Raw genomic sequence first — 20,753 nt, 5'->3', positions numbered from 1 at the left:
CCTTCTATATGAATAAAACATCTAGGTTTTGTTTTTAGAAAAGCCTAACGCTGTGTGATAACGCCATCCCTGGATATTTTCATATAAGCTCACCCCACCAAAGCGTTGGGAACAAGCCGTCACACTTATACCCATATTTTGTGCGTACAATCGGGCCTGCTCAATATAATTTTCTTGTATCCATGGCGACATGTATGGAGTCTGTACACAGCTATCCGGTAAGCGTACTAACATCGACGCATCTATAGGAACATCAATAGCTAAAACGCCCTTTCTTTCTGTCACGCGACGATGCAATACATAGTCATCTTCTGCCTCTGTCATTAGTAAAACAACCTCTATTCGCTCTCCCTCTTCCTTACGAAAGGGCTGTGCTTTTTGTAATAAAGCCATATAGGTAGCATAAGCAGCTGTCCACCAACTATGTGCCCCTAGTTTTGGTGTCAGTGCTTGGTCTCCAACGCCTTCAAGCATCCAAGCTGGCAGATCTTCAGAAATAGGCTGAGCTTGAGGAAGCATTTTTTTCTGTAGCTGATAGTGTTCTAAATCCACTAAGCTATTTTCTGCATCAAGCTGCTCACGTGCCATAATACGAGGGCGTGCATCCAAGCAACGCCACTCATGCTCTTGCAGCAACTCAGATAAAAGATGCGTTTGTAGTCGTATTGTCTTATCTTCAAACCCTGGACGTGTAAAAGCGGGCTCATTAGGATATAAAAACGAGCGTATATTCCGATTCAATAAGTGAATATTTGTTTTCAAATAGGGTTCTGGACGGTGGCGTCTTACCCTCCCTACTAGCTGGATCATAGAGCGTACTGACGACGGCTCAACCACAGCCCAATCATAGTCATGGTCCCTTCCAACTTCGGTAACAGGCGAGCCTAGCACTACAAAAAGATGCTCACTATGAGAGTGAGTATCTAGACATTTTCTAATTCTAGGTAAGGAGAAAACCTGCTCTAGCCGTCGCCTATCTAAACTTGCATCTAGCTCTTGTTCAATAGCAGAACGTAACAATAATGGGAACTGAGAATGATAAACACAAAGATGAATATAATAATTTTCAGGTAGCACTTGTTTAAATAGCTGCAAAGCCACCTCTATCAAGGGCTCTATATTCGCCATTCGCACAAGGCCAAAGCTCACTCTCTTTCCTGTTTGCGGATCAATATGATGGTTTTCTTGATGTAGACTCAAAGCACTTTTTATGATGCGCTGAGCAAAAGCCTGATAAACATCCTGATCTTGCTCAGCGTCAACCACAATATCTACAATTTTAGAAGTTCTACGTACATTTTTTTGTTGAACTAAAGACGCTAGCTTAGCAACCCGCCGTGCAACAAACTCTGTGTGGACCTGCTGAAAGCTCTCCATCGTTGAGCAAAATTGTTTTTTCTGATCATTCTCATCAACCCATAAGCAACATATATTTATTGGCTGGTTGGCCTGTCTACGATTCTCTTGATACTGCTTTCTACCCGCAGCATAAGCCTCAAATAGCCCTGTAACCAAAGCAGGAGGTAATGTTGCTGAAGATAACATCACCCTAGCACCCAATAGCCCCGCCCAATGAACTAGTCGCGCCAAAGCTGGCAAATCCTCTACACCATAATCATCAATCTCATCTAAAACTAGATCACTAGTCATTAAACGCAACATAGGAGCAATTTGACGCCCCCCTCTATACCCCTCTGTAGCGGGTGTAAGATGATCCACTGTACAGACTAAAACGGGCGCTGCAATCAAAGACTTAACATTCTGATTATGCAAAGTACGCTGCAACAAAGGATGAGCATCATAATCGCCCTCGTACAGCACTCCCCCCTCATCATCTATTAAATCCTGTCTGGATTCAGAGCCAAACTTCTCTATCTGCTGCTGATGATAATCAAAGAGTGCACAACTAGCTCCCCCACCAACTCGAACCGCTAACTGCTCATCATCTAAATACATTTTCTCGTCACGGTATGCTTTTCCCGTCTGCATTGTCAGTGTTCTCAACCCCAACGCAATAGAGAAACGGGCCCCCTTTTCTGGGTTAGATAACGCATACATAATCCGAGCATTAGCAAGTGTTTTTCCGCACCCCGTCGATGCCATATTGACAATAAATGCCCCAAACTGTTGGCTATCCTCCCTGCTGCTAACAGCCAAATCCGCTGCTTTATCCTGCCAGCGAAACCGAGCGATGGCGCTACGTTTACGTAATCCTTTATGGTTTTTCAACCGAGGTAAAGATCGTTCTAAGTCTGGGAAACTATGCGATATATAGCCAGCATGAATCGCCACCCCAACTAAATGCTCTTCTAGTGTCTGATTCAAACTGCCATCGTGACGACGTGTATTCGCATACAGCTCTGTACCCGAACGAATTTTTATACGTTGCTTAATGTTCTCTAGACTAGAATAATGATGGTCTGCCAGCATTAAGCTTAATCGTGCCAAATGCATGACATATAAATTATTGAAATATTGATTCAAAGAGGCATTATCTTCCACATAAGCAAGCAATCGCTGTGCTAAACGTGCCGCTCGTTTTTGCCAAGCTATATTCGATACAGGCAAACCACGACTAAAGCTCCAATAGGGTCGTATTAATTTTTTATCTGCCTCGATCAATCTTTCATTCCAGCTAGCATCAATTTGCTTAAAATAATTCTCAAACTGATTTGTCTGCAAACCCGAATCACTACTAGGATTAACCGGTAAGCGATGATGCGTAAGTACTAGCCAAGCAATAGCAGCTGCTAAAGGGGGGAGTTTTGAAAATGGCTTATCAACAGACACATCCAAACCATCTTTTTGTATGTTTTCTAACCAATAGCTAGTATCTAACCTATCTTTTTGTGCTAATCTTTGTAACCATTGTTTATCAGAGCTGCCTCCAACAAAAGATTGAAACAAGCGAACTGACACCCACTCATGACGATAAAGATTGCGCTCTTTGCTATATAATCCTACTAACCTAGCTTGAAATGCATCACTGGCTTTACCTAAATCATGTAATAAAGCAGCAAGTCCACTTAACAAATAGATTAAATCCCCAGTTAGCCAGTCATCCTCATCACTTAAACGTAATATATTGCGTCGAGTCATATTCGTTGGTACAGCGCCTTGAGAATTAAATCGCCTCGTATTACCCACTACCCATAATAACTCGCTGTGGTTTACACCACGTATCCAATGGCAAGCTACTGCTGTATTTTTTCTAGCCGTTTTTCGTAATAAACGCCTTAATGTTTTTAACCCCTCTGCTGTAATAGCTGTTTGCCAAGTTCTCTCTCCTCTGCGTTCAGCAAATTGATCTAAAATACGTCGACTTTCTTTTAAAGCCGCTTTTGTACATTCTGAGATCAAAACGACATTCACGCTTTTACCCTTGATAAGTCTTGTGCTATTTGCTGTAGGGATTTAATCATAAAATCTAAGGCTTCGGCTTGAGTTAATTGCTGGATACACCGTTGTCTAAACACTTGCTCTGAGTCTCCATGCACAGCAGCAATAAAAGCTGTAGGTAAGACTAAAGCATCCTTAACCAAATCAGCCACATCAAAAACCAACCCGCCCCGACGCGTTTTCCCATGTAAGACAGCTAGCCCATGCGGTATTCCCAAAACCCAGGTAGCGGTAGCACCTAAACCATAGGCTAAATAATTGCCATGATCTAAAAATCGATTAGCAGGATCAATACTCTCCCCCCTTTTAGAGCGCGTAAACTCACCATACTTCATGGTGTCAGCAGCTAACTGATAGAGCTTTTTTGTTAAGCGCGCCTCTGCAGTCAAAAGATCTATGCTACTTCCTTTTTTATCTATTTCTGTCATAGCATTCTCTATCAATTCTTCAATTTTTTCTCTGCTAACAACAAACCCTTGATCATGTATTTTTTTATTGTTTAACCAATTTCCACTTAAAAATCTCAAACGTAACTTTTGAAAACGCTTAGCAGCCTCCAACCGAAGTCCTTCGTCAAACCAAAAAGAAACCCAATCTTGTAAATATTGTGTCGGCCTGTATTCGGATTGTGGGTTTAGCCAACTCACTTCAACATCCACATCATTTGCACTAAATAAAGGTGTGCCACCCCCACCACAAAAACCTACTAAAACACCAGCTTTCGCCAACTCTCTCATTGCCGCCTGCGTAATAGAAGTTCCAGTCCCTAATAGAATACTAGTGGTATTAGCTATAGGTATATTCCAATATAAAGACTGTTTTCCCTCATCGGTCACGTATTCTACCCGCCCCCCATTTACTAACACGCGACAGTGCTCTAAGTAATAAATATTTGCCCTTTTAGAGTGCAGAATAGACTTTAGATCTGAAGAAGATATGGATTCCATCAGATAAAAAAGAATTAATTAGTTACAAAAAAAACAGTATATTAAATTATGAAAAACAAATCCACTGCCTCCAATACTCAAGTATATTTAAATACTACTCTGTACTCACTGCCTGCGCATACAATTCAAAAGCAACCATCATGTAAAACTATCGTGCTATAGCCCATACTACTGCATCCATACATATGGCTCATCGCGCCAACAAACACCAACGCCTCTACGTCATTTGCAGTAAGTTATTGCCGCAAATCGGCTTCTCTAAAAGCATTGATATGATGCTTAGTAAATGACGGACTCTTTTTTCAGGCCCAATCTAATACCCGAGCAGCATTGACAGCAGCCTCTTCAATTCCCGTTAAGGGCAGTTTGCCTGTTACTAAGTACTCATTTTGTAAATCCACTATAATTAAAGCCGTTTTTTTCATCCTTTTTCCTCTTAATTCATGATCTGAGTTCTGTATAGCTATACATATAAATAAAAATCAGGTGCAAGGAAAGGGGGGGTAACGATAGGTTCAAATGCATATTAGGAGCACCGCCATGAAAAAAAATCCCGCAGATCAATTACGCGCTCGCATTCATGAGCACGCCGAGTCCATTGGTAACTTACTGGTCGAAGCCTTTCATTATCTGGCGCTTTTTGCCATTGGTGCCATTACCGTCTGGGCTGGAGGCATGACAGCACTGGAGATTTTTGCTAAAGGCAAAGCATCTATTGATGATATCTTGCTGCTATTTATCTATCTGGAGCTTGGTGCTATGGTAGGGATATATTTCAAAACCAACCATATGCCCGTGCGCTTTTTGATCTATGTGGCGATCACCGCTTTGACGCGTTTGATGATTGCCGATATTTCCCACCACAATGACCCGAATATGGGGGTGGTTTATATTTCTGGCGCCATTTTATTATTAGCTATCGCTGTCTTAGTCGTACGTTATGCGTCAGCACGTTTTCCTGCAACGGAAAAACAAAGCAAAAGCCACCGCATTACCGATGAAAGCCACGAAGGCATTGAACCCTAAGAAAACATGAGAATGACGTTGATGCACAAAGCCTATATCGCCATTATTCTACTTGTAGCGACGTGGCTAGCACCTTTTGCGCAAGCCCAAACCATTGACCATGTCGATGCGGTTTTTACCGTGAAGTACAACAATAAGCTCACCGATGGTGAGAACCATCTTAAGATCCACCGCCATCAAAACCATTACGAAGTCACTTTTTCCATGGATCACTGGATGTCCATGGCAACACAAACGGCACGCTTTGTGATGCAGGACTGCCAAGTCCAACCTCAGCACTACGCCTCAAGCACCAAGCGACCGCTAAAAGCAGAAATAACGCAGCGTTTAGATTTCGATTGGCAAGCTCAAACGGCGCATTATCAGGATAATGACACACAAAAAGACTTTGCCTTGCACACGACACTATACGACCCTTTAAGCTTTTTTTTCGAAGCGCGTTGTGACTTAATGGCGGGCAAAACACAATTTTCTTACCCTGTCATTCATAAAGGCAAACAAAAAACGCATACTTATCGTGTCGTAGGACAAGAAAAAGTCGACACCGGTCAGGGTACTGTAAACGCCCTTATCGTTGAACGTCAACGCAGCAGCAAAAATCGTAAAACACGACTCTATGTTGCTCCCGAACTCGATTACCTTTTAGTCAAAATCGAACACCAAGAAAGCCGCTTAGCCACCATCAACGCCAGCTTAAAAAAGATGGAGTATCAAGTCCAATAGCACTGCTACTAAATTGATATATATCATACAAATCCAGCTTAATACTTCCGCTATCTCCCCGCTCCTTTATACTAAAGATAGGTCACTCTTTCTTCCCACTTTAAAGGAGCTTGTATGTTCGATCTAAATCAACAAATCGCTATTGTGACAGGGGGTGCAAAAGGTATTGGTAAAGGCATTGTTGCCACCCTAATCCAAGGGGGTGCAACCGTAGTGATTGCCGATATTGATGAGGCCGCTGGCAAGCAAACAGCAGCCGAACTTGGCGCCACCTTTAAAACAGTGGATGTGACATCACAAGCCGCATGTAAAGCCCTGGTTGATGAGGTGATCCAAGAACATGGGCGTCTGGATATTCTCTGCTCTAATACCGGTATTTTCCCACAAGCCAGCCTAGCAGAGATGACCGAAGCCGATTGGGATCAAATGCACAATGTTAATCTCAAAGGTACGTTTTTCATGACACAAGCCGCGCTGGCCCCCATGAAAAAACAAGGTTATGGGCGGGTAGTCATCACCTCCTCCATTACAGGTGCCATTACTGGCTATCCAAACTGGAGTCACTACGGCGCCAGCAAAGCCGGCCAGCTTGGCTTTATGCGTAGTGCAGCCTTAGAATACGCCAAAGACGGTATTACTATCAACGCCGTTATGCCTGGTAACATTTTAACCGAGGGCTTAGCCGACCAAGGCCAGTCCTATCTGGATCAAATGACCCGTGCTGTACCTGTGGGCACCTTAGGTAAGCCCGAGGATATTGGCTATGCGGTCTGTTTCCTCGCCTCTAAAGAAGCCAGCTTTATTACCGGACAAACGATTATTGTCGACGGTGGTCAGATCCTTCCTGAGTCGCCCGAAGCCATTCTCTAAGCTTGTCTTTTCTCGCCCCCTTATCTAGGGGGCGCAGCCATTTTTTTGCTGATGGTGTATCGTATAAGCTCACTGACTTCTCTTTACCCCATCGCCTATGAAAAACCGTTCCACCTCTTCCCCCTCTACTCCTAGTTTTAATACCATTCGCTGGCGCATATTACTGGTGATCCTCGGAGCGATTTTTATGTCGCTCATGAGCGTCAGTGTGGTCAATGTGGCTCTACCTGCGATGCAAATTGGTCTGGATGCGAGTCACTCGGATTTGCAATGGATTCTGTCTGGGTATGCTCTTACTTTTGGTGTGGTCTTGGTGAGCGCTGGTCGCGCCGGAGACCTCATGGGGCGTGGTGGTTTTTTTATGCTAGGGGTGGGGATTTTTACCCTCTCCTCTATAGCAGCTGGTTTCGCTCCTGATGCCCACTCATTAAACCTAGCGCGTTTTGCCCAAGGGGTTGGCTCGGGTTTCTTAAACCCTCAGGGGGTAGGCATGATCCAGCAGTATTTTAAAGGCCCGGAACGCGGCCGTGCCTTTGGCTTATTTGGGACAACGGTAGGGGTTTCCGTCGCCATTGGTCCTGTATTAGGGGGGTTGTTAATTAAATTAGGCGGTCCAGAACTGGGCTGGCGCTTCACCTTTTTAATCAATGTACCTGTGGGCTTGCTGACTCTCTATTTAGCGTGGCGCTGGTTCCCTCGCCCCCTTATTAGTTTTGCTGAGCTCAAAAAACCCCATGGTTTTAGCTCACTCGATCCTATCGGCGCTCTGTTACTCGGTGCTGGTGTGCTAAGTGTCCTTTTCCCTTTTGTCGAATCCCAAATTTCCCCGTATATTTGGCTACTTATTCCACTTGGCTTATTACTCTTTTACCTTTGGGTCCAATGGGAAGCTTGGTATACCAAAAAAGGCTATAGCCCCATGGTTGACCTTGCTATCTTTTCCATCCCCAGCTACCGCAATGGTAGCCTGATCATGGCCTTATATTTTTTAGGCATGACAAGCGTATGGGTACTGATTCCAATCTACGTTCAACAAGCCATTGGGCTCAGTGCTTTTGAGGCCGGTTTTATCGGTATCCCGTCAGCCTTATTATCTGCTACGGCTTCTCATTGGGCAGGCAAACGCATTAGTCAATATGGCAGAAAGGTAGTGATTGGTGGGCTTTGTATGGCTATGTTCGGCTTAGCATTAAGCGTAGTCGTCATTTTATTACACCAATATGCAGGCATCAGTATTTGGTGGTTGTTGGGTAGTCTTGGCTTATTTGGTCTAGGACAAGGCTCTTCCATTAGTCCTAATCAGGCATTAACTCTTGCCGAAGTACCGTTGAATTATGCCGGTAGCTCAGGTGCCATCATGCAAACAGGCCAACGTATTGGTACCTCGGTCGGTATCGCCGTCATTACCGCCCTTGTCTTTGGTATCCAACCCTATACCTCGTGGACTACTGCTGTAACCATCGGTTTTATCGCTATTCTGTTCATTATGAGCCTCGCTCTCTGGATGGCATTTAAAGACTTACAGCAACGTCAACGTCAACGTCAACAATAACAAAACCCTCTTGCTTGGTAGCAAGAGGGTTTTCACCACCGATCACCGTTATTGATCACCAAACCGTGTTTCTAGGTACTGAATGATCGCATTGGACTCATAGAGCCAGCGCTCACTGCCATCACTTTCTTGAATACGCAAACAGGGTACTTGGCGTTTCCCCCCTTTTTGTATTAATTCCTGTTCAATGACTGGGTCTTTTTGGGCATCTTTAAGTGGGACTGGTACATTAAGCTTATGCATGGCTCGACGCACCTTGATACAAAACGGGCAGGCATGGAACTGATAAAGCGCCATGGTTGCTGCCGCGGCATCCACCTGAGCCTGCACTTGGGGATCCCGTTGTTTTTTAGGGGGGCGCGTTAATGTATCAACACCCGCTATTAACGAACCTAAACCATTCCGAACGACTTTTAAAATCATAAAATGCTCAATAATGAGTGAGTTATCAACAGATAACATTATTTTACGCTTTAGCGCATGATTATCGCAAACGGCTGACTTTTCTGTTCGCGCTTGTCGATATAATGATGCTTCTTGTTCTGCTTATCACAAAGGGCAACTATGTCTACTCGAAGCCGCCTCTATTTTCACAGCTTCCTCGTTTTATTAGGCGTTGTATCGCTGGCCTTTATTTGGGTTCTCCTGCCCTTTTACGGTGCTATTTTTTGGGGGGTAATCCTGGCGATTATTTTTGCCCCAGTCCAGCGCAAACTGCTTTTAAAAACCAAAGGGCGTAAAACTATCTCTGCTCTCATCAATCTCGTTTTTATTCTGCTGATTGTGATTATTCCCGTTATGCTCCTTACCGGAGCCATCATTCAGGAAATCCTCTCCCTCTATAAACGGATGGATAGCGGTGATATCAACGCAGGACAGTACTTAGAGCAAATCATCAACTCGTTACCACCTTTTGTCACAGACGGCTTGCACCGCGTAGGGATTGCTAACCTAAACGATGTGGCAGAAAAATTCTCTGATTTTGCCATGAATGCGGGACAGTTTTTAACCAAGCAGGCCGTCAACATTGGCTCGAACACCTTTCAATTTATTGTTAGCCTTGGGGTCATGCTGTACCTGCTCTTTTTCTTACTAAAAGATGGTCCTGAGCTGGCCCGTCACTGTAGTCGCCTGATCCCTTTAAGCGAAGACCAAAAAACGCACCTTTTCCGAAAATTCACTACGGTGGTGCGCGCAACCGTAAAAGGCAATATTGCCGTTGCCGCCACCCAAGGTGCCTTAGGAGGAATTATTTTCTGGATTCTGGATGTAGAGGGTGCCTTATTTTGGGGGGTACTCATGGGGATTCTTTCATTGCTCCCCGCAGTCGGCGCCTCGCTGATTTGGGTACCTGTAGCTATTTACTTCTTTAGTACCGGCTTAGTGGTAAAAGGCGCGATTCTAACGGCATTTGGTTTACTAGTGATCGGCTTAGCCGATAATGTTCTACGCCCCCTATTAGTGGGCAAAGATACAAAAATCCCTGATTACGTGATCTTAATCTCAACCCTTGGGGGCTTATCATTATTTGGTTTAAACGGTTTTGTGATTGGCCCATTGATTGCAGCGATGTTTATGGCTTGCTGGGACCTATTCCCCTCTGCCATTCAACGCCAAGATGAGCTAAATGAGGCTGAGCATATTGAAATCCACGCTGGCCCAATCGAAAGCATTGAACAAGCGACGGTAACCATTCAAGCTCCCCCACCCTCACAGCCCCCTGCTTAATCGATACGCCGCCTAAATAAGGCGGCGTTTTTTATGCTTGAAATAGCAACCAAATATTTACCAACAGCGCAGCGGCCCATAGCCCGCTGCGCAATAAGCCAATATTTAATATATAAGCCCCAATATAAAGCAAGCGCAATACCAACCAAAGCCCCGCTAAATAATGAATCTGCCCTGCTTGTGCTCCACTAAAATGTGCATACAATATCGCCACATAAAATAAAGGGAGTGCCTCAAACGTATTGGCCTGTGCCGCATTTGCTCGCGCTCGCCAGCCAACTTGCTTAGCTAACCACTCACGCGGCATCTGGTTATCAAATTTCTCCCCTCCCGCCTTAGCGCTAACCGCTGCCACAAAGGGCAACAAGGCTGCCAACACTATCCAGCCAGCAATAGACATACCCGCTCCTTGAAAAAAATCCTACTAATGGTTTACAGTATTTTATGACAGGTTTATACTATATCGTGTTGCCGACATAGCTCAGTTGGTAGAGCAGCGCATTCGTAATGCGAAGGTCGGAGGTTCGACTCCTCTTGTCGGCACCACTTACTGCCCACCGTTATCGGTGGCTTTTTTATTCGCCGCTGTCACACCCTTTTCCTTATAATAAAACAAAGACCATCGCTAAGGAAAAAAATGGAAAGTATTGGTGTGATTTTTGCGATGCTTATCGCTATTGTCATCAGTGGTGTCATCGTTCGGGTTATCCCGTGGGGCATTCCATTGCCTCTTATCCAAATCTTACTTGGGATTGTTATTGCTGGGGTTTTCCAAGAGGGCATGGAGCTACACCCCGATGTTTTCTTTTTACTTTTTTTACCCCCGCTATTATTTTTAGATGGCTGGCGTATTTCCAAAGAAGCGTTAAAAAGAGAACGAGCTAGCATTTTTCATTTAGCCTTTGGTTTAGTCATTATCACCGTATTTGGGCTAGGCTTTATCATCCACTGGCTAATCCCAGCTATGCCTTTACCCGTAGCCTTTGCTTTAGCAGCGATTGTTTCTCCTACCGACCCGATTGCAGTAGCGGGGATCGCACGCAAGCTGGCAGTACCTGAGCGAATTTTATCCATTCTAGAGGGCGAGGCCTTATTTAATGATGCAAGCGGTCTAGTCGCCTTTAGGATGGCAATTTTAGTCATGATGACTGGCCATTTTTCCCTTTCAGAGGCCGTCATGTCTTTTGTTTGGGTCGCTTTTGCTGGCTTTTGTACTGGTATTATTATTACGTGGCTCTTGTCTTTTTTCCGTGGTCAATTCACCAAAAAATATGGCGAGGACATTGGGGCAGAAATCCTGTTAAATATTCTTATGCCTTTTGCTGCTTATGTAGCGGCTGAACATATTGGCGCATCGGGCATTTTAGCCGCCGTAGCTGCTGGGTTAACCATGAGCTATCTCGAGCTTTCAGGGCAGGTTTCGCCACTGACGCGCATGCGGCGCGCTACCATTTGGGACACAGTCCAGTTTACTCTCAATGGCATGATGTTTGTTTTACTAGGAGAGCAGCTTCCCAATATTTTTAAAGGCGCCGTTCAAGTCGTACAGCAAACCGGTCATCATAATCCATGGTGGTTAATTATTTATGCCAGTGTGATCTGTTTATCCTTGGCCGCCTTACGTTTTGGCTGGGTATTTTTCTCTATTCATGTATTGCGCTGGCTTAAAAAAACACCCAAAAATCAGTCACAACAAGCCACCCTGCGGGATATTCTTATTCTATCTTTAGGTGGGGTTCGAGGTGCTGTGACTTTAGCCGGGGTGTTAACCCTGCCACTCCTGCTACCAAACCAAGAAGCGTTTCCTGCTCGAGACCTTGCTATTTTCTTAGCGGCTACTGTCATTATTATTTCTTTAATTACCGCCAGCATCTTATTGCCCTGGTTACTCAAAAAACAAAATCTGGCTCCTCAAGCCATCGCTAGGCCTTTGCATAAGCAACAAACACTCGCTTTACAGATGGCCCAAGATGCCATCACTAAACATTTATCTGGTCTGCTACCAAGCTTACAAAAAGCCTACCCACAAATTGAACCCAACTTTTATACAGCAGTATTAGAGCGCGTGCTGGTCGAGTTTAGTAATAGCTTAGATCCCGACCCTGATACCAATTCAGAAAGTTATCAAAAATACCTTAGTGAAAAACAAATTCGTCTTATGGCTATCGACACAGCACGTCAAACCATTTATCGCTTAGCCCGCGATCAAAAAATATCCGATGATGTCGCTCGCGACATGGTGAAACAATTGGATTTTGATGAAATACGTTTCACCCCTTAGCCGCTATTTTTTCTTTTACGGGGGAAAATTCGCAAAGTGAGCCCTCAATCGACACGGGCCCGCTTTGCCTAGCCCCATTACAAGGTGCGATTAAACTCAATTTGCTGATCTTTTAAAAATGCCTCGATGCGTTTGGTTTGTTGATGATCTCGAGAATGCATCACTAATGACCAATAACCTTCGTCCACTGCTTCATCGACCTCTTGAATCACAGCTTGATGATCGACACGCATCGTGACAAATCCCCCTAGCATCAGACCACCCGCTGTACAAAAAAACAAAATAGGAATCAGACTTTTTATGGGCGACGACACAATGAGCTCCACGCCAGCCAAATATAACCCACCCCAAATCAACCAAGCCAAAACAAACCCCGCCGCGCCTAAAACCACATGGGACCGTATCGCTGTACGCTTAACCCCTTGCTGCTCGGGCTCAAGTTTTCGGCTATAGTGTTTTTCATGGGGCGCAATAATCGCTAACTGATTGCTATCAAAACCTCGCTGTTGTAATTGCTCGGCACATTGTTCAGCACCTTGCTTGGACTTAAAAATAGCGACCAGCTTGGTATTGGATTGCTCACCTGACAACATATTCGTACTCATCATGCTCTCCTTACTGAACAGAAAAAACAGCTTAATACTTTAAGCCTATGTTTTGACTGTAACGCAGGAGCTGGTCTAGCCTCTTTCTTAAATGCAAAGAGTTACTACGACCCTAGCCCTTTCTGCAGCACGAGCAATAATTAGTAAAACCCATTACATTTCGCAATACGATTTTTTTATTTTAGTTCTGATTATGACCCTTCACACTGCCAATGCCGTCCTTCATTTTTGGTTCCATGTGGCCACCCCCACCCAATGGTTTACCAAAGATGCCCATTTTGACCAAATGATCCGTACACGGTTTTTAGCTACAACCCAAGCCGCTGCTCAAGGAGAATGCGCCCATTGGCGTTACTCTTTATATGGGCGTCTGGCTGAAATCATTGTTTTGGATCAGTTTTCTCGTAATATTTGGCGAGATACTCCCCAAGCTTTTAGCCAAGACCCCATGGCTTTAGCATTAGCTCAGGAAGCCATTCGCCAACCAGCTTTTGCCACACTAAACATCGATCAAAAAAAATTTATGTTGATGCCTTTTATGCATTCGGAATCCCGTGCTATTCATGCCCAAGCTGAACCACTTTTTCGTATGCACACCGATGAAAACACCCTACATTATGAGCAGCTACATAAAAAAATTATTGATCGTTTTGGGCGCTACCCACATCGCAATGCGATTTTGAACCGCCCCTCTACACCAGAAGAGAAACAGTTTTTACTTGAGCCTAATTCCTCTTTTTAATCGTTTCACCAACATAAAGCGGGGTTTAGCAACGTAACAACCCGCTTTATAACCATTTCATGCGTTTAAAACGATAATATAAAACACCACAAATACCGGCCATCGTACCCAGTGCTGCTGGATAACCAAAACGCCAGCTAAGTTCCGGCATGTGTTCAAAGTTCATGCCATAAATCCCCGCTACGGCGGTAGGAATCGCTATCATCGCTGCCCACGCCGCCAGCTTACGCGTAATATCATTTTGCTGGAGCTGAATAATCATCATGCCGCCTTCAAAAGCAAAAGCCAATGTTTCGCGTAAAGCACCGATCAGTTCAGCTTGACGAGCAATACGATCAGCCACTTCAGCAAAATAGGCGCGGCTATCCTCTCCAATATAAGGCGTATTTTGGCGGGCAAATCGACGTGACAGCTCTGATAAAGGACTAATACTACTCTGAATACGTAATAACATACGGCGTAACTGGTACACCTGCTCAATATCTTTTTTCTGTGAACGCCCTACAAAAAAATGCGTCTCCGCTTTTTCTACTTTTTTCTCAAAACCTAATAAGGCTTCTGTATAGTCGTCCGTAATCGTGTCCAATATTTCTGCAGCAATATAATCAGCGCCCCGTGCAATAAGCTGTGGACTGGCTTCTAAATGTTGCTGTACCGTTTCATCGGTTAATTGCGTATTACGCCATATGGTAATTAAAAAGCCCTGTCCAAATAACAGCTGGCTCTCCCCAAAACGCACGACCCCTTGATCCATAGAAAAAGTCACGGCCACAATCAAACTAGCCCCTTCATACTCGATGACTTTAGGGCGGCGATGTAAAGTTTGCATTTCCTCGACTACCCGCTCTACCCCCACCCATTTCTTGACAACTTTGGCGATTTCTTGGGCACTGGGATCCACCAAGCTGATCCAAACTAGTCCTTTATGATCTTTAGACAAGAGCAAGTCGTCAACATCAGCTACATTTATAGGAGCTTGGGTTGGTGCATAGTAACGAATACGCTGACGCTTTGATATCAATGGCTGAGACATAAAGTTTACTCATTTGCTAAGGTAAATAAGCATTAATGTAACACTTACTCTTCTTCTCTCAAGCTCATTGACAGTTATACAAGCTGCCGATTACTCGTATAACCAAAAGTTAATCTTGAATCTATACCGCTAAAAATTCACGCACAAAAGGCGTGGCTGGCTGCGCAAACAACTGTGCTGGCGTATCCATTTGCTCTACGTTGCCTTTATTCATCACAACAATGCGATCAGCGACTTCCGCGGCCTCTTCTTGGTCATGCGTCACAAATACACTTGTGATTTTTAATTCGTGGTGTAACGCACGTAACCACTGCCGTAACTCTTTGCGCACCTTTGCATCGAGCGCGCCAAATGGCTCATCAAGCAATAACACACGCGGCTTAATTGCCAACGCGCGTGCAAGCGCTACCCGTTGCCGTTGCCCCCCCGATAACTGAGCAGGATAACGATCACCCAGTCCTTGTAACTGTACCAACGCCAGTAAATCATCAACCGTTTTTTGAATCTGTGCTTTATGCGGACGTTTTGCTTTAGGCAACATGCGCAAACCAAAAGAGATGTTATCGTTTACTGTCATAGATGGAAATAAAGCATAGTTTTGAAAGACAAATCCAATACCACGCTCTCGTACAGGCACATGCGTACTGTCTTCCCCATCTAAATAAACATGCCCGGTATCCGCTGACTCTAAGCCTGCAATAATACGCAAAAGCGTTGTTTTCCCACAGCCCGACGGGCCTAATAACGCTACCAGCTCCCCAGAATACATTTCTAAAGAAATACGGTCTAAGGCCTGATAATCGCCAAAACGGCGAGAGATATGTTGCACACGGATGGACATAATTTACCTACTTATAATCGCTAACTTTTCTCATTTTAGGAAATATAAAAATTTCCAATCAGATGTTTTTGTTATAAGCAAATAGATGAAAAAAGAATAAGCAAACAAGTTTTTATTCGTTTACGCATATAAAACCTTCACGCACAATAAGCTTATTCTTCGATTTTTGATTAGGTGATTTCCATGCTGAAAAAAGTAGCTCTGCATTTCGCTTTAGCTGGTGTTATTGGGTCGCTTCCCGCCCACGCCGCCGAAGCCGATCGACTATTGAACGCCTCCTACGATATTGCCCGTGAGCTTTTTGCTGAATACAACCCCCTATTTGAAAAACACTGGCAACAAGAACATGGCCAAAAAATTACGGTAGAGCAGTCTCATGCTGGTACTTCGCGCCAAGCGCAAGCCATCATGCAGGGCTTAAAAGCCGATGTGGTCACGTTTAATCAGGTCACCGACATTGATGTCCTCGCCAACCGTGGCTTTGTCAATAAAAACTGGCAAGAGCAGTTTCCTAATAATGCCTCGCCTTACTACAGCACCATTGCTTTTCTTGTACGTAAGGGCAACCCAAAAAATATCCAAAGCTGGGAAGACTTAGTGCGAGAAGATGTCAAAGTGGTGTTTCCTAATCCAAAAACCTCTGGCAATGCGCGTTATAGCTACTTGGGCGCGTGGCTTTATGCCAATGAACAATTTCAAGGGGATGACACCAAAACCAAAGACTTTGTACAAAAGCTCCTAGCTAATGTAGAAAGCTTTCCTACTGGTGGCCGAGGGGCAACCGTTGCGTTTGCTACCAACAACCAAGGCGATGCTCTGCTTACCTTTGAATCCGAAGTCATCAATATCGCTAACGGTGATGAGTTTAAAGACCAAGGCTTTGAAATTGTTGTACCTCCCGTTAGTGTCTTAGCCGAGTTCCCTGTCGCCGTAGTAGAAAAAGTAACCGAAAAACAAAAGAGTACAGAGCTAGCCAAGGCGTACTTAAACTATTTATACGCAACACCCGCACAAGAGTTGCTCAGCCGTTACAACTATCGGGTCCATGATGAAAAAGTCAGTAGCCAACTGCCCGAAGTGCGCTTAATCAGTCCTACAGACGTGTTAGGGAACTGGGATACCATACAAAAAACGCATTTCGCAGCAGGCGGAATTCTAGATCAACTTTTAGCAAAATAACTACTCTGAGCAGCACTCATGTCAAGTCGTACACTTAACTGGCACTTTATCGAGCAAAAAGCGGTTTTACCAGGATTTGGTTTAAGCCTAGGTATTAGTGTTTTATATATAAGTCTGGTTATTTTATTACCGCTTTCCGCACTTTTTATTTATGTCAGTGACATGAGTCTCGCTCAATATTGGGCCGCGATTTCGCATCCACGTGTAGTAGCGAGTTATAAAACCACTCTCAGTGCTGCTTTTTTTTCTACTCTCTTAGTCAGCACGATTGGGCTTTTATTAGCTTGGGTATTAAGTCGTTATGATTTTCCAGGACGACGTTTGGTAGATGGCTTGATTGATTTGCCTTTTGCTCTGCCTACCGCCGTTGCGGGTCTGACTTTAGCGACACTCTTTGCTCCCAATGGCTGGCTTGGTCAATATTTTGCTGCTTTAGGTATTAAAGTTGCTTTTTCTTGGTACGGTATTGTGCTTGCCATGACCTTTACCAGCCTGCCTTTTATCGTACGTTCGGTGCAGCCTCTCATTCAAAATGTCGACCATTCTCTCGAAGAGGCCGCTGATACCTTGGGTGCGCTTCCTTGGCAGCGCTTTTATTATGTAGTGCTTCCCCTGCTTATACCAGGACTAGTGACCGGTGCCTCGCAAGCCTTTATCCGCTGTCTGGGGGAATTTGGTGCCGTGATATTTATCGCGGGCAATAGCCCCTATCACACTGAAGTGGCCTCTTTGATGATTTTTGTACGCCTAGCTGAATATGATTACGCCTCAGCCGCTGCTATTGCTTCTGTCGTTTTAGCCACCTCGCTTGTTTTGCTTTTTGGGCTGCAACGCATCCAGAACCACCTTTTTGCTAAAAAGCACTAAAATGAAAAATCGCCTATCTGCTACCCAAACTAGCCTAATTCTCGTATCACTAGGCATTGTTTTTATTTTATTGGTTTTACCCCTACTTCTTATTTTTAGCCAAGCGTTTAGTCAAGGCTTTTCTGGATTCTGGTACGCTATGCGTGACTCAGATATGCAACACGCTATTCGGTTAACCTTGCTTGTTGCCGTCATTACGGTGCCTTTAAATGTCATATTTGGTGTGTTTTTAGCTTGGTGCGTTACACACTATCGCTTCAAAGGACGTCAATTACTTATTACTTTGATCGATATCCCTTATGCCACTTCGCCTGTCGTTGCAGGGTTGTGTTACTTGGTGGTTTATGGCGCAGAAAGCCATTTTGGGCAGTGGCTTTCTCACTATGACATTCAGCTGATGTTTGCGTGGCCAGGTCTCGTGATGGTGACCATTTTTGTCACCAGCCCTTTTGTGGCACGCTTATTGATCCCTTTAATGCAAGAGCAAGGCTCCGATCAAGAGCAAGCAGCCCTTACCCTAGGCGCTTCTGGATGGCAAATTTTCTATCACATCACGCTACCCAAAATCAAATGGGGCCTACTCTATGGAGTAATTCTGAGTAACGCTCGCGCCATTGGCGAATTTGGTGCCGTCTCCGTCGTATCAGGAGCCATTCGAGGACAAACTTTAACCCTAGCTCTATTAGTTGAACAGTTAAACGATGATCATAAAGTAGTAGGGGCATTTAGCGCAGCCCTGCTCTTAGCAAGTATGGCTATCATCACCATTGCACTTAAAGCTTTTTTAGAAAAAAACACTAAAGCCGCTTTCTAAGCAAAAAAGCCCTAGTACTGATAAGTACCAGGGCTTTTACACAGTTCAAAAGAAGACTAAATAACTATTTATGATAAGGTTTCGTGCACGCCTGCATCACCTTGACGCCAATAACTCGACGCTCGTATCTGCGTATTTTCTAAACCTTTTTCCACTAATTCTGCTCGTACCGCTTTAGCTACTGCTGATTCTGCAGCAGCCCACGCAAAACCTAGGCCCTCAGGTAAGACCAATTGTTGCACTTTCTGCGCCAGCTGCAGTGGTTGATTTGCCTGACGCTGTACATAATACGTCCTCAGTCCATCACGCACCGGTAGCTGGTGCTGTAACTGTGGATCGTCCGTTTCTAACACAGCCAATACCGTTTTTGAAGCGGGTAACTCCGCTATACGACGTGTCATAGCAGGCAAAGCCGTCTCATCCCCAATCAACAAATGCCAGTCATACTCTTCGGGTATAACCATAGAGCCACGAGGGCCCGCCATCACTAACTGATCCCCTACCTCGGCCTGTAGCGCCCATGATCCTGCTGGTCCATCCTCGTGCAAGACAAAATCCACTTCTAACACCAAACGCTCTGCATCAAAAGCCCGTGGTGTATAGTCTCGCGCCACTGGCTTATTGGCCGGATCCGGAAATTTCAGTCCTTGCTCTGTCATTTGGGGCTTTTGTACTGCCTTACCTGAAAGTGGGAAAAACAGCTTGATATGATCATCAAACGAAGAGGAAACAAAACCGGCTAATTCTGGACTGGTAAAATAAAACCGAACGTAATTTTGTGCTAACTGCTCTTTGGCTTTTACGGTAATCGTACGTACAACAATAGGATGACGTACACGTTGTACGGCTAATTTAGATTGCATCATTGTCATATTCACTCTCTGGTGGTTCATTACCTAACTACTTTAGCAGCCACCAAAGTAAATAACAATCATTCTCATTATCAAATGATAATTGCTTTTTATGCAACAATAAAAAAACCTGCCGTAGCAGGTTAATGATTAATTCACCAATTGTCGCTTATACACTAAAAATCGCCCTGAGTAGGGCTGTGGCTCAGCCGCTCGATCATATTGGAATGGACGTTGGATTTTTTTATCATGCGCTAAGATAAACCCATAATCCGCCATCGCGCGGCTAAATCGGTTTCGATAACCCCGATTTGGATCCATAACCCAAACATCTGCCTTAGGAGCAGCAAACTGATGGATAAACTCAGCTACCTGCTGTGGGCTACTCGGATCATATAAAAGATCGCTGCCTATGATTACATCATACTGCCCACTTAACATCGGTGCCCCCGCATCAAAAACTGAAACGGGTCCAGTTTGTCCCCATTGACCGTACCGATAAGACATTAATGGTAACTGATTTTTTTCTAAGTTCTTGTATAAAAATCTTTTTGCTAAGGGATGCCTATCACTTGCCGTGATATTTACCCCTAACTGATGGGCCGTTAAACTTGCTAAAGCCAGACCGCATCCTATTTCTAACACCCTTTGCTCTGCTGCAAAGTCGTATTTAGCCACTTTCAATGCGAGTTGATAACCGGACGGCCAAAGCATACCAAACAACGGCCACGCAGCAGAACAAATCCCCAGACGCTCTGCTGCTCCTTTGGGATCATAGTATTGTTGACGATCCAGTAATGTGTAGAGCTCTAATGGCTCCAGACCCGGAATTTCTATAGTGCGTAAAGTCGTTTGATAAGGTTTGGACATAAATAAAGAGAAAAAGAGCTACAATAAATAAAATTTATTTATCTGCTTTAATTAATTGATAAATTCAATATAGCACTTATTCTCTTTAAGACAAAATCTATCCTTAGCAACATGAGCAGGCATAAAAAAACCCCCATCGGATCACCGATGGGGGTTTTTGGTATAAGAGCTTGACGATGACCTACTTTCACAGGCGTACGCCCACTATCATCGGCGCTAAGGCGTTTCACTGTCCTGTTCGGAATGGAAAAGGAGTGGGTCCACCTTGCTCTGGTCGTCAAGCGGTAACTGGTCGATACGGGGTGGGTAGCACCACGTATCCAATCTGGGAAAAAGCACGAACTGATCAGGGTCAGTTTTGATATGTATTCGTTTTATGGGTTGCGTTAGTAGTATAAATGTACGACACGCGAACGCTACAACCT

General features: G+C 44.4%; 19 protein-coding genes, 1 tRNA gene, 1 rRNA gene and 1 pseudogene. 11 read left to right on the top strand and 11 right to left on the bottom strand.

Features of this window, described 5'->3' with window-relative positions; translation table 11 throughout:
* Positions 1-21: 21 nt before the first annotated feature.
* The 3 genes from cas3f to ABD980_RS03745 form a co-directional block, all read right to left on the bottom strand.
* The gene (cas3f, locus tag ABD980_RS03755) at positions 22-3,372 is read right to left on the bottom strand and encodes a type I-F CRISPR-associated helicase Cas3f (RefSeq protein WP_345369719.1); all 3,351 of its coding nucleotides are present in this window, start codon (positions 3,370-3,372) and stop codon (positions 22-24) included.
* Entirely contained in the window at positions 3,369-4,346 is a 978-nt protein-coding gene (gene cas1f, locus ABD980_RS03750; protein ID WP_345369717.1) for a type I-F CRISPR-associated endonuclease Cas1f, read from the bottom strand. The genes cas3f and cas1f overlap by 4 nt, the downstream gene beginning before the upstream one ends.
* Positions 4,347-4,648: 302 nt before the next feature.
* Complete coding sequence (locus ABD980_RS03745; RefSeq protein ID WP_345369715.1) at positions 4,649-4,771, bottom strand: cysteine hydrolase family protein; 123 nt, start codon at positions 4,769-4,771, stop codon at positions 4,649-4,651.
* 115 nt (positions 4,772-4,886) lie between these two features.
* On the opposite strand from ABD980_RS03745, the gene ABD980_RS03740 reads away from it, so the two are divergent.
* From ABD980_RS03740 to ABD980_RS03725, 4 genes are all read left to right on the top strand, one after another.
* Positions 4,887-5,372, top strand: a complete 486-nt coding sequence (locus ABD980_RS03740; protein WP_345369713.1) for a phosphate-starvation-inducible protein PsiE — start codon at positions 4,887-4,889, stop codon at positions 5,370-5,372.
* A 12-nt stretch (positions 5,373-5,384) separates the two neighbouring features.
* Positions 5,385-6,095 carry a DUF3108 domain-containing protein gene (locus ABD980_RS03735; protein WP_345369711.1) on the top strand — a complete coding sequence of 237 codons (711 nt, stop codon included), beginning with the start codon at positions 5,385-5,387 and terminating at the stop codon, positions 6,093-6,095.
* Between the two features lie 114 nt (positions 6,096-6,209).
* Positions 6,210-6,965, top strand: a complete 756-nt coding sequence (fabG, locus tag ABD980_RS03730) for a 3-oxoacyl-ACP reductase FabG (RefSeq protein ID WP_345369709.1) — start codon at positions 6,210-6,212, stop codon at positions 6,963-6,965.
* Between the two features lie 97 nt (positions 6,966-7,062).
* On the top strand, positions 7,063-8,517 hold the full coding sequence (locus ABD980_RS03725; protein WP_345369707.1) for an MFS transporter: 1,455 nt from the start codon (positions 7,063-7,065) through the stop codon (positions 8,515-8,517).
* Positions 8,518-8,565: 48 nt separating this feature from the next.
* Here ABD980_RS03725 and ABD980_RS03720 read toward each other — a convergent pair whose 3' ends face one another.
* Positions 8,566-8,979 (bottom strand): glutaredoxin family protein, encoded by a 414-nt coding sequence (locus ABD980_RS03720; RefSeq protein WP_260648940.1) that lies wholly within the window; start codon positions 8,977-8,979, stop codon positions 8,566-8,568.
* 102 nt (positions 8,980-9,081) lie between these two features.
* On the opposite strand from ABD980_RS03720, the gene ABD980_RS03715 reads away from it, so the two are divergent.
* On the top strand, positions 9,082-10,245 hold the full coding sequence (locus ABD980_RS03715; RefSeq protein WP_345369704.1) for an AI-2E family transporter: 1,164 nt from the start codon (positions 9,082-9,084) through the stop codon (positions 10,243-10,245).
* Positions 10,246-10,276: 31 nt separating this feature from the next.
* Here the strand turns inward: ABD980_RS03715 and ABD980_RS03710 are convergent, their stop codons facing one another.
* On the bottom strand, positions 10,277-10,645 hold the full coding sequence (locus ABD980_RS03710) for an MAPEG family protein (RefSeq protein WP_300647512.1): 369 nt from the start codon (positions 10,643-10,645) through the stop codon (positions 10,277-10,279).
* 70 nt (positions 10,646-10,715) lie between these two features.
* On the opposite strand from ABD980_RS03710, the gene ABD980_RS03705 reads away from it, so the two are divergent.
* Together ABD980_RS03705 and ABD980_RS03700 are read left to right on the top strand one after the other, a co-directional pair.
* A tRNA-Thr gene (locus tag ABD980_RS03705) sits at positions 10,716-10,791 on the top strand.
* Positions 10,792-10,882: 91 nt separating this feature from the next.
* Entirely contained in the window at positions 10,883-12,526 is a 1,644-nt protein-coding gene (locus ABD980_RS03700) for a Na+/H+ antiporter (RefSeq protein WP_345369702.1), read from the top strand.
* 77 nt (positions 12,527-12,603) lie between these two features.
* Here ABD980_RS03700 and ABD980_RS03695 read toward each other — a convergent pair whose 3' ends face one another.
* On the bottom strand, positions 12,604-13,134 hold the full coding sequence (locus tag ABD980_RS03695; RefSeq protein WP_345369701.1) for a hypothetical protein: 531 nt from the start codon (positions 13,132-13,134) through the stop codon (positions 12,604-12,606).
* A 190-nt stretch (positions 13,135-13,324) separates the two neighbouring features.
* On the opposite strand from ABD980_RS03695, the gene ABD980_RS03690 reads away from it, so the two are divergent.
* The gene (locus ABD980_RS03690) at positions 13,325-13,873 is read left to right on the top strand and encodes a DUF924 family protein (RefSeq protein WP_300647515.1); all 549 of its coding nucleotides are present in this window, start codon (positions 13,325-13,327) and stop codon (positions 13,871-13,873) included.
* Positions 13,874-13,919: 46 nt separating this feature from the next.
* Here ABD980_RS03690 and ABD980_RS03685 read toward each other — a convergent pair whose 3' ends face one another.
* A complete protein-coding gene (locus ABD980_RS03685; RefSeq protein WP_345369699.1) occupies positions 13,920-14,906 on the bottom strand; it encodes a magnesium and cobalt transport protein CorA in 987 nt (328 codons plus the stop codon).
* A 130-nt stretch (positions 14,907-15,036) separates the two neighbouring features.
* Positions 15,037-15,747, bottom strand: a pseudogene (locus tag ABD980_RS03680) (sulfate/molybdate ABC transporter ATP-binding protein); the annotation flags it as partial.
* Between the two features lie 183 nt (positions 15,748-15,930).
* On the opposite strand from ABD980_RS03680, the gene cysP reads away from it, so the two are divergent.
* Genes cysP through cysW form a run of 3 tightly spaced genes read left to right on the top strand, consistent with a single transcriptional unit; the run spans position 15,931 to position 18,607 of the window.
* Positions 15,931-16,926 carry a thiosulfate ABC transporter substrate-binding protein CysP gene (gene cysP, locus ABD980_RS03675; RefSeq protein ID WP_345369697.1) on the top strand — a complete coding sequence of 332 codons (996 nt, stop codon included), beginning with the start codon at positions 15,931-15,933 and terminating at the stop codon, positions 16,924-16,926.
* Positions 16,927-16,944: 18 nt separating this feature from the next.
* Entirely contained in the window at positions 16,945-17,793 is an 849-nt protein-coding gene (gene cysT / locus ABD980_RS03670; RefSeq protein WP_260648949.1) for a sulfate ABC transporter permease subunit CysT, read from the top strand.
* A gap of 1 nt (position 17,794) precedes the next feature.
* Positions 17,795-18,607: a sulfate ABC transporter permease subunit CysW gene (gene cysW / locus ABD980_RS03665; protein ID WP_345369693.1), complete on the top strand. Its 813-nt coding sequence runs from the start codon at positions 17,795-17,797 to the stop codon at positions 18,605-18,607.
* A gap of 68 nt (positions 18,608-18,675) precedes the next feature.
* On the opposite strand, the gene ABD980_RS03660 is transcribed toward cysW, so the two are convergent.
* From ABD980_RS03660 to rrf, 3 genes are all read right to left on the bottom strand, one after another.
* Positions 18,676-19,479 carry a siderophore-interacting protein gene (locus ABD980_RS03660; protein WP_345369691.1) on the bottom strand — a complete coding sequence of 268 codons (804 nt, stop codon included), beginning with the start codon at positions 19,477-19,479 and terminating at the stop codon, positions 18,676-18,678.
* A 129-nt stretch (positions 19,480-19,608) separates the two neighbouring features.
* The gene (locus ABD980_RS03655) at positions 19,609-20,328 is read right to left on the bottom strand and encodes a class I SAM-dependent methyltransferase (RefSeq protein ID WP_300647519.1); all 720 of its coding nucleotides are present in this window, start codon (positions 20,326-20,328) and stop codon (positions 19,609-19,611) included.
* 168 nt (positions 20,329-20,496) lie between these two features.
* Positions 20,497-20,610, bottom strand: a 5S ribosomal RNA gene (rrf, locus tag ABD980_RS03650).
* Positions 20,611-20,753 lie beyond the last annotated feature (143 nt).

This window comes from Paenalcaligenes hermetiae (assembly GCF_039543645.1).
Classification (GTDB): Bacteria; Pseudomonadota; Gammaproteobacteria; order Burkholderiales; family Burkholderiaceae_B; genus Paenalcaligenes; species Paenalcaligenes hermetiae.
The sequence above is the reverse complement of the archived record's forward strand: the minus strand, read 5'-3'. Positions and strand labels throughout refer to the sequence as shown.

Coding starts and splice junctions, on each gene's coding strand:
- cas1f (WP_345369717.1), bottom strand. CDS start 4,346: ATGGAATCCATATCTTCTTCAGATCTAAAGTCTATTCTGCACTCTAAA.
- ABD980_RS03745 (WP_345369715.1), bottom strand. CDS start 4,771: ATGAAAAAAACGGCTTTAATTATAGTGGATTTACAAAATGAGTACTTA.
- ABD980_RS03740 (WP_345369713.1), top strand. CDS start 4,887: ATGAAAAAAAATCCCGCAGATCAATTACGCGCTCGCATTCATGAGCAC.
- ABD980_RS03735 (WP_345369711.1), top strand. CDS start 5,385: ATGACGTTGATGCACAAAGCCTATATCGCCATTATTCTACTTGTAGCG.
- fabG (WP_345369709.1), top strand. CDS start 6,210: ATGTTCGATCTAAATCAACAAATCGCTATTGTGACAGGGGGTGCAAAA.
- ABD980_RS03725 (WP_345369707.1), top strand. CDS start 7,063: ATGAAAAACCGTTCCACCTCTTCCCCCTCTACTCCTAGTTTTAATACC.
- ABD980_RS03720 (WP_260648940.1), bottom strand. CDS start 8,979: ATGTTATCTGTTGATAACTCACTCATTATTGAGCATTTTATGATTTTA.
- ABD980_RS03715 (WP_345369704.1), top strand. CDS start 9,082: ATGTCTACTCGAAGCCGCCTCTATTTTCACAGCTTCCTCGTTTTATTA.
- ABD980_RS03710 (WP_300647512.1), bottom strand. CDS start 10,645: ATGTCTATTGCTGGCTGGATAGTGTTGGCAGCCTTGTTGCCCTTTGTG.
- ABD980_RS03700 (WP_345369702.1), top strand. CDS start 10,883: ATGGAAAGTATTGGTGTGATTTTTGCGATGCTTATCGCTATTGTCATC.
- ABD980_RS03695 (WP_345369701.1), bottom strand. CDS start 13,134: ATGATGAGTACGAATATGTTGTCAGGTGAGCAATCCAATACCAAGCTG.
- ABD980_RS03690 (WP_300647515.1), top strand. CDS start 13,325: ATGACCCTTCACACTGCCAATGCCGTCCTTCATTTTTGGTTCCATGTG.
- ABD980_RS03685 (WP_345369699.1), bottom strand. CDS start 14,906: ATGTCTCAGCCATTGATATCAAAGCGTCAGCGTATTCGTTACTATGCA.
- cysP (WP_345369697.1), top strand. CDS start 15,931: ATGCTGAAAAAAGTAGCTCTGCATTTCGCTTTAGCTGGTGTTATTGGG.
- cysT (WP_260648949.1), top strand. CDS start 16,945: ATGTCAAGTCGTACACTTAACTGGCACTTTATCGAGCAAAAAGCGGTT.
- cysW (WP_345369693.1), top strand. CDS start 17,795: ATGAAAAATCGCCTATCTGCTACCCAAACTAGCCTAATTCTCGTATCA.
- ABD980_RS03660 (WP_345369691.1), bottom strand. CDS start 19,479: ATGACAATGATGCAATCTAAATTAGCCGTACAACGTGTACGTCATCCT.
- ABD980_RS03655 (WP_300647519.1), bottom strand. CDS start 20,328: ATGTCCAAACCTTATCAAACGACTTTACGCACTATAGAAATTCCGGGT.